Source organism: Streptosporangium sp. DT93 (assembly GCF_049844535.1).
GTDB lineage: Bacteria > Actinomycetota > Actinomycetes > Streptosporangiales > Streptosporangiaceae > Streptosporangium.
This window is the reverse complement of sequence record NZ_JBNCLF010000003.1, coordinates 41,131-47,130: the sequence shown is the minus strand read 5'-3', so window position 1 is coordinate 47,130 and position 6,000 is coordinate 41,131. Positions and strand designations below refer to the sequence as shown.

The 6,000-nt window shown below is 74.6% G+C and carries 6 protein-coding genes; 5 read left to right on the top strand and 1 reads right to left on the bottom strand.

Annotation, left to right across the window (positions count from 1 at the left end; genetic code table 11):
• The first annotated feature begins 97 nt into the window (after positions 1 to 97).
• From ACLQ2R_RS08050 to ACLQ2R_RS08030, 5 genes are all read left to right on the top strand, one after another.
• Positions 98 to 373: a hypothetical protein gene (locus ACLQ2R_RS08050; protein WP_425958717.1), complete on the top strand. Its 276-nt coding sequence runs from the start codon at positions 98 to 100 to the stop codon at positions 371 to 373.
• A 231-nt stretch (positions 374 to 604) separates the two neighbouring features.
• The gene (locus ACLQ2R_RS08045; protein ID WP_425958716.1) at positions 605 to 1,246 is read left to right on the top strand and encodes an RNA polymerase sigma factor; all 642 of its coding nucleotides are present in this window, start codon (positions 605 to 607) and stop codon (positions 1,244 to 1,246) included.
• The gene (locus tag ACLQ2R_RS08040; RefSeq protein ID WP_425958715.1) at positions 1,239 to 2,381 is read left to right on the top strand and encodes a CU044_5270 family protein; all 1,143 of its coding nucleotides are present in this window, start codon (positions 1,239 to 1,241) and stop codon (positions 2,379 to 2,381) included. Before ACLQ2R_RS08045 ends, ACLQ2R_RS08040 begins: the two co-directional genes overlap by 8 nt.
• Positions 2,382 to 2,607: 226 nt before the next feature.
• Positions 2,608 to 3,153 carry a hypothetical protein gene (locus ACLQ2R_RS08035; protein WP_425958714.1) on the top strand — a complete coding sequence of 182 codons (546 nt, stop codon included), beginning with the start codon at positions 2,608 to 2,610 and terminating at the stop codon, positions 3,151 to 3,153.
• A gap of 357 nt (positions 3,154 to 3,510) precedes the next feature.
• Entirely contained in the window at positions 3,511 to 4,974 is a 1,464-nt protein-coding gene (locus ACLQ2R_RS08030) for a PepSY-associated TM helix domain-containing protein (RefSeq protein WP_425958713.1), read from the top strand.
• Positions 4,975 to 5,106: 132 nt separating this feature from the next.
• Here the strand turns inward: ACLQ2R_RS08030 and ACLQ2R_RS08025 are convergent, their stop codons facing one another.
• Entirely contained in the window at positions 5,107 to 5,910 is an 804-nt protein-coding gene (locus ACLQ2R_RS08025) for a helix-turn-helix domain-containing protein (protein WP_386241750.1), read from the bottom strand.
• Positions 5,911 to 6,000 lie beyond the last annotated feature (90 nt).

Sequence of the window (6,000 nt, the reverse complement as noted above, 5' to 3'; positions counted from 1 at the left end):
GCCGGGCGGGGCGCGCGCGCGCCGCCCCCGGCCCCCCCCCCCCCCCCCCCCCCCCCCCCCCCGCCGCTCCCCCCACGCCGACCTTGGGAGGAACCCGGTGGCCACCAAGGTTCGCCAGCCCGTCACCGACGACGGCATCGCGGTGCGTCAGCTGAGCCACTACCAGTTCAGCTGGGTCGCGGGTGAGGGAGGCAAGCCCGGCACGTACACCCTGCAGCTCGTCCTGGACCAGGGCGCCTGGGAGGAGGTGCTGACCCTGGACCCCGACGACGCCGACAACCTGCAGGACCTGCTCTCCGTGGCGGGGACCGTCTTCTACGACGTCCGCCGGCGCACACTGATGTTCGGCACCACCCCCGTCGGCCACGGCTGAGGATCACGCCGGTACGACAGGACGAGAGCCGGTACGACAGGACGAGAGCCGGTACGACAGGACGAGAGCCGGTACGACAGGACGAGAGCCGGTACGACCGGACGAGAGCCGGTACGACCGGACGAGGATGAGGAGGGGCGGGATCGGCCGGATCTCCCGGACCGGTCCGGGAACCGTCGTCGCCTGGGAAGGCAACAACGGGTGACCTGACCGAGAGCCGAGAGGCCGTATATGAGTGACACGAGCCGGGCCGGGGCGGCCGCCGGCGGAGAGCTCCCCGCCGGTGAGACGGAGGCGGAGGCGGACGACGCCTCCGTCATCGAGCGCTCCCGGCGCGAACCGGAGGCGTTCGCCGCGGTCTTCCACCGGCACGCGGCGGAGATCAAGCGCTACGTCACCCGGCGGCTGGGCGCCGACATGGCCGAGGACGTGGTGGCGGACACCTTCCTGGTGGCGTTCCGCGGCCGGGCGGGGTACGACCTCTCCCGGCCCAGCGCCCGCCCGTGGCTGTACGGCATCGCGACCAACCTGATCAGGCGGCACAAGCGCGTCGAGCTGCAGCGGCTGCGCGTCCTCGAACGGACCGGCGTCGATCCGGTGACCGAGCCGTTCACCGAGCGCAGCGACGAACGGCTGAGCGCCGGCGCCGTACGGCGGAGCCTGGCGGCGGCGCTGGCGAGGCTGCCCGCCGGTCACCGGGACGTGCTGCTGGTGGTGGCGTGGGGCGGCCTGACCTACCCGGAGGCCGCCCAGGCGCTGGGCATACCGGTGGGCACGGTCCGTTCACGCGTCAGCCGGGCCAGGGGCAAGGTGCGCGAGCAGCTCGGCGGGGTCGATCCCACATCCGTCATCGAGGAGACCGTCCATGGATGAAATGACCCAGTTGAACCGGCTGCGTTCCGAGGTGCCGCTGCCCGGGGCGGCGGAACTGCGGTCCGAGGAGCTGCGGCTGCTCTCGGAGATCACCGCCGGTGGCGCCGCGCCGTCCTCCCGCACGACCGGGCGCGCACCGGTACGCCCGGACGGCCTGCGGGCGATCCTGCGGGGGAGCGTGCGCCGGAGTCTCGTCGCCGGGACCGGAGCCGCGGCCGTCGTGCTCGCGGGAGCCGTGTACGTCACCGGGGTCCACTCCCCGCAGGCCGAGCCCGGCGGCGGGACGCGGGCCGTCCCGATGGCACCGGTGGCGATGGTGGAGGTCCTCCGGCGCGCCGCCGAGACCGCGAGCGCCCAGGACGACCTGCGCCCGCGGCCCGGCCAGTTCCTCGTCCTGGAGACACAGGTCATGTATCCGGCCGAGGTGGAGGAGGACGGGCGGAAACGCCGCTACCTCGACCGTGGCGTGCACACGGTCTGGCTCCCGGCCGACGGCTCACCGCTCGCGGGAGGCGTCGCGTCGGTCCGGCACCTGCGGCCGCAGCCGTACCCGGGGGAGCCGCTGCCGGCCGAGGCCCTGCGGCGGGCGGAGAGCGGTGCCGAGCCCTCCCTGCTCACCGGCCGCGACGACCGCCCCGGCCACCTGCGCACCGACTACGCCTACCTGAGCCGGTTGCCCGCCGACCCCGCCGGGATGCGCGAGCACCTCTACACCGGCCTGACCGGGGGAGTGCTCGACCACTACGAGGCGTGGGGAAGGGTCGGCGCGATGGTCACGCAGGCGTACATGCCGGCCGCGCAGCGGGCCGCGCTGTTCCGGGCGGCCGGGACGATCCCCGGGGTGCGGACCGCCGAAGGGGTCGAGGACGCCGCCGGGCGCGAGGGGGTCGCGGCGGTCATGTCCAACCCGGAGAGCGGTGTGCGGCACGAGTACATCTTCGATCCCGCCACCTACCGCTACCTGGGAGAACGGATGGTCGTGACGGACGCGGCCAGGGCCGGGGCGCCGGTGGGCGAGGTGCTGACCTCGACGGCGCTGCTGAAGGCCGAGGTCGCCGACGACGCTCCCACGGTCGCCCCCGAGACCTCCGGCCACACCCCCGGCGACGCTCCGGCCCCGGCGGAACGCCCCTGATCGAACGGCCCTGACCGAACGGCCCTGACCGAACGGCCCTGACCGAACGGCCCTGACCGAACGGCCCTGACCGAACGGCCCTGATCGAACGACCCCGGCGGCGGGGGACGGCCGGGCGCGGCGGCGGGGGACGCCCGGCCCTCCCCCGACGGTCGCCGGACCGGTCCCGTTTCTGAAAACAGATCAAGGGGCTGGCAGATTCGTCATTCTCTGTCACCATTGCCGCATGTACGCCTTGCGCTCCGTTCGCGCCGCGGTTTTCGCGGTCGTGTGCGTGACGGTGTCGCTGGCCATGCACGTGCTGGCCGGCGGCACCCCCGTGGGAGCGGGCGTACTGGCCTGGGCGACGGTGCCGACCGCGGCGGGGGCGTTCGTCCTCGCCCGGCGGCGACGTGGCTTCGGCGTCCTGACGGGGGCGGGTTTCGCCGCCCAGTACGGCATGCACCTGTGGTTCACCGCGGGTGCGGCCCCGCCGCCGGCCGGGCACGACCACGGTGACGGCGGCCTGTCCGCCGGCCTGTTCATGCTGCTGGTGCACACCGTGACGGCGTTGCTGTCGGCGCACTGGCTGGAGCGGGGGGAGTGCGGCCTGGCCACACTCCTGTACCTGCTCTTCGCCTCGATCCTCGTCGTGCTGCGGCGGTACGCGCCCGTCGCCCACCACCCCGCCGCGCTCGTGGCCGAGCCCGCCGACCGGGTGCCGCTCGTCACCCGGCTGCTCGCCGCCACCGTCTCCCGCCGCGGCCCGCCCGCGCCCTCGCGCGCCTTCTGACCTCGTACGCCACCTGACATCGAGCCGTCCGCCCGTGGCCGCCGCGACCGGCGCCCCGGCGGGTCGTGCCCGGGTTCCGTCGCGCCGTTCTCACGGGTGAGATCCGGCCGCGTCGTGCCCGTCCGTGTCACCGGCGTGCCCGTCGGGCCGCTCTCGTTCCGGTGCCGCGCGTGCCCACGCGCCGTACCGCGGGTGTCGCACGCCCACCCGGCCCCTCCGCCGGGTGTCGCACGCCCACCCGGCCCCTCCCCCCCGTCTCCGTCACGCGTCCGGCACGCGTTCCCGCGCGCCGGACCGAACCCCGTACCGCGGTGGCGCGTACCTGACGGTGCGCGCCTCCCGTCGAGGAGAACCCCCATGACCTCTGACATCGAGATCCGGACGGCGAACGAGCCGTCCCTGCCCCCCGAGCCCCCCGAGCCCACCGGCCCCACCGGGTCCACCGGGCCTTCCGCGTCCACCTGGGCGACGCTGCGCGCGCTCCTGCTCCGCCTGCACTTCTACGCCGGGATCCTCGTCGCCCCCTTCCTGCTGGTGGCGGCGACGACCGGCCTGCTGTACGCGGCCTCCTTCCAGCTGGAGAAGGTGGTCCACTCCCACGAGCTGACGGCTCCCGTCCCGGCGGGGGCTCAGACGGTGCCGCTGGCGCGGCAGGTCGCCGCCGCGACCGCCGCGCACCCCGAGGGGACCGTCGGAGCCGTACGGACCTCCGACGAGCCCGGCGTCACGACCCAGGTGCTGCTCGACGTGCCCGGCATGGCCGAGAGCACCCGCCTGGCGGTGTTCGTCGACCCGTACACCGGCCAGGTCCGGGGCTCCCTGGAGAGCTACGGCGGCTCGGGTGCCCTGCCCGTGCGGACCTGGATCTCCCAGCTCCACCGGCACCTGCACCTGGGCGAGCCGGGACGCGTCTACAGCGAGATGGCGGCGAGCTGGCTCTGGCTGGTCGGGCTCGGCGGCCTGGTGCTCTGGCTGTCCCGCCGTCACCGGAGCGGGCGGCGGCTGCGCCGGTTCGTCGCGCCCGAGCGCGGCGCCCGCGGTTCGCGCAGGACGCTCTCCTGGCACGGCTCGGTCGGCCTGTGGGCGCTGGTGGGCCTGCTCGCCCTGTCGGCCACCGGCCTGACCTGGTCGAAGTACGCCGGGGCCAACGTCGACGTGCTCCAGAGGTCGCTGGGCTGGTCCACCCCGTCGCTGCCCGCCGCCTCCGGTGACCACGCCGAGCACGGCGGCCACGGTGACGACGCCGACGACGCCGAAGGCGCCGCCCGGGTCGCCGACGCCGACCAGGTCGTCCGGGCCGCCACGGGCAGCGGCCTGTCCGGCCCGCTGGAGATCGTCTGGCCCGCCGAGCCCGGGAGCTCCTACGTCGTCAAGGAGAACGACCGGCTCTGGCCGCAGCGCAACGACCAGGTGGCGGTCGACCCCGCCACCGCCGGGGTCACGGCCGAACTGCGCTTCGAGGACTACCCGATCGGCGCCAAGCTGACCCGCTGGGGCATCGACGGGCACATGGGCGCGCTGTTCGGCCTGGCCAACCAGATCCTGCTGGCGGTGCTCGCCCTGGCGCTCATCTCGGTCATCGTGTGGGGGTACCGCATGTGGTGGCTGCGCCGCCCCACGCGCGGTTTCGGCGCCCCGTACGCGCGCGGCGGCCTGCGGCGGCTGCCCCTGGTCGTGACCCTGCCCCTGGCGGCGGTGGCGATCGCGGCCGGCGTGTTCCTCCCGCTGCTGGGGCTCTCGCTGCTCGCCTTCCTCGTGGTCGACGTGGTCCTCGCCAGGGTCGCGGCGTCCCGGGAACGGGTGTCGCGAACGGCGGGGTAGGCGACGTCCCGGCGCGCCCGGGGTCCCCGGGCGCGCCGGAGCCCTCTCGTGGGTTCCGGCGCCGTCTCGTGAGCTCCGGGCCCGGGTGGTGACGGGTCCGCGAGGCGGCGTACCGGACGGTCCGGTGGGTTCCTAGTCGGGGTGGTGCTGGTGCTGCAGGTAGGCGGCGGTCTCGGGGTTGGCCGGGAAGTACGCCTCGATCGCCAGCTCGGCGACGGTGATGTCCAGCGGGGTGCCGAAGGTCGTCATGGTGCTGAAGAACGTCAGCTCCCGGTACCCCCGGCGGATCCGCAGCGGGATCACGATGTCACCGGGTCCCGGCCGGTCGATCTCGGGTTCGGGCTGGTCGCAGGGGTAGTCGTCGAGCTCGCGCCAGAGGGCGGCCAGCTCGGGGTCGGCGGTCAGGCTCATCTGGCGGCGGAGCCGGTGCAGCAGGTGGGCCCGCCACTCGCCCAGGTTGGTGATCCGCTGCGCCATGCCCCGGGGGTGCAGGCTCAGCCGGAGCACGTTGACCGGGGGGACCAGCAGCTCGGGCGCGACCCCGCGCAGCATCACCCCGGTGGCGGAGTTGCGGTCGATGAGGTTCCAGCGCTGGTCGACGACCACCGCCGGGTGCGGTTCGTGCCCCCTCAGCACCTGGCCCAGGGCCTCCCGCACGGAGGCCATGTGCGGGGAGCTGAGCGGGGTCTCCGAGTACAGCGGCGCGAACCCGCCGGCGAGCAGCAGGTGGTTGCGCTCGCGCAGGGGCAGGTCCAGCTCCTCGGCCAGGTGCAGGATCATGTCCCTGCTCGGTCTGGACCGTCCCGTCTCCACGAAGCTCAGGTGACGGGTGGAGATGTCGGCCTGGATCGCGAGGTCCATCTGGCTCATCCGCCGGCGTTCGCGCCACTGGCGCAGAAGTTCACCTACCGGCCGGGACGCGCTGGTGGTGGTCACGTACGCCACGATAACCGGCGCCGGACGGCGAAACCATTACCGGGCACGTAACGCGGATCATGATGTCCCGCCGACCGGCCGCGCGGGAGC